At 66.0% G+C, this 1155-nt stretch carries 1 protein-coding gene; it reads right to left on the bottom strand.

Going from position 1 to position 1155, the window contains the following annotated elements; all coding sequences use genetic code 11:
* Nucleotides 1-9: 9 nt before the first annotated feature.
* Nucleotides 10-1104 carry an IS30 family transposase gene (locus ACFQ9V_RS20630; protein ID WP_382460983.1) on the bottom strand — a complete coding sequence of 365 codons (1095 nt, stop codon included), beginning with the start codon at nucleotides 1102-1104 and terminating at the stop codon, nucleotides 10-12.
* Nucleotides 1105-1155: the final 51 nt, after the last annotated feature.

Genomic DNA, 1155 nt, shown 5'->3' on the forward strand with positions numbered 1-1155 from the left:
GCGGCGGTTTCAGTCGGTGGATGCAACGAGGAGTTCGTTGAGTCTTTCGGTTGGATTCTGCCAGTTGAGGGTCTGTCGGGGTCGAGTGTTGAGTTGGCGGGCGATGGCGTCGAGGTCGTCTTGGGTGTATTCGCGGAAGTTTGTGCTGGTGCGGGGGAAGTATTGGCGCAGGAGCCCGTTGGTGTTCTCGTTGCTGCCGCGTTGCCAGGGTGAGTGCGGGTCGCAGAAGAACACCGGGCAGCCGGTGGTGAGTGTGAAGTCGGCGTGGCGGGCGAGCTCAACACCTTGGTCCCAGGTCAGCGAGCGGCGGATCTGGTCCGGGACGCGTCCCATCAGGGTGGCCAGCACGGTGATCACTTCCGGGCTGGTGCGCCCGTCGGGCAGGGCGCCGAGCATCACGAACCGGGTGGTGCGTTCGACCAGGGTGACGATCGCGGAGGATCCGCGGGCGCCGATGACCAGGTCGCCTTCCCAGTGCCCGGGAACGGCCCGGTCGGCGGCCTCGGCCGGCCGGGTGGAGATGTTGAACCCGACCACCCAGGGTTTGCGGGATCGTGCGGCTGCGGCTTCACGGGATTGCGGGCGCCGGCCGGTGCGCCCCGACCGCAGCGCATCCTGGCGGGCGATTTCGGCGCGCAACGATCCGCGACCTTGGATGAAGATCGCTTGATAGATCGTTTCGTGAGACACCTGCAGCTCCGGCCGGTCGGGGTATTCCAACCGTAGCCAGGAGCTGATCTGCTTAGGCGACCATCGCTGCCGCAACTTCTGGCGCACCAACTCACCCAGCATCGGCCGCGACCCACCGAACGCGGGAATCAGCTTGCGAGTCTTCGGCCGCCGACGCCGCAGGATCGTCTTCGACTGCGCAAGCGACGCCGAATACGACCACCGATAAACCCCACCCAAACCCGGATGATCAGAACGCGACCCGCCCGGATGCCGAGGCCCCGCCCGACGACCACTGTTATTGCGGGTCAACTCCCGCCAGACGACCGTCCGATCCCGACCAATCGCCGCCGCGATCTGAGGGATCCGTAACCCCTGCTGCCACAGCGCCTCGATCTTGCCACGCTCCACCACAGACAACCGCGTCCCGACCATGAGCAGAATCCTTCCGGATCAGCCCGTTGCATCCACCGGTAGACCACGCCA

The organism is Leifsonia sp. NPDC056665 (genome assembly GCF_042791795.1).
Lineage (GTDB): Bacteria > Actinomycetota > Actinomycetes > Actinomycetales > Microbacteriaceae > Leifsonia.